1 protein-coding gene is annotated in these 456 nt (G+C 57.2%); it reads left to right on the top strand.

Annotated elements, in window-relative coordinates:
* Window positions 1-273, top strand: a 273-nt coding sequence (locus ACZXDY_RS46425) for a hypothetical protein (protein WP_464350091.1), incomplete at its 5' end; no start/stop codon positions are given.
* Window positions 274-456: the final 183 nt, after the last annotated feature.

The following is a 456-nucleotide window of genomic DNA, read 5'->3' as shown; positions in this document are numbered from 1 at the left end:
CTCAGACCGGCCGACAGTCGGCGCTACGTCCGTCAAGCGAAAGTAACATCCTCAGATGAGGCAATACGGGGGGTCAAATTTGGGAGCCGATTGACACTATGGAAGCGTTCAAGTGCCGATCGCGCCGGACAGCCTGCCGCGTGGAGCCTGGTGCAGATGATCAAACCCACCGAGAAACAGAAAATCCCGGACTCCATTGGGGCCGATCTGTTTGGCTTTATCCATGCCGCAGAATTGAGTTCAACGCTTGTAACTTCGGGTGGAGGGGTTTGATAAGTGTGCGTTAAGAACGGGCTGGGCCGAGCGATGCGAGCTAGCATTATCGCTGCGCAACCGGGAGCTTTGATCGATGACTAATGCACTCGTACCCCGCCGGAATAGTAAGCGTCGTTCTCAGGCCACGGCTTTGAGGGCTTGAGCGCGGTAGGCCCAGGGCAGTAGCTGGTCGATGTCGCG

Source organism: Bradyrhizobium sp. LeoB3 (assembly GCF_055456055.1).
The sequence above is the reverse complement of the archived record's forward strand: the minus strand, read 5'-3'. Positions and strand labels throughout refer to the sequence as shown.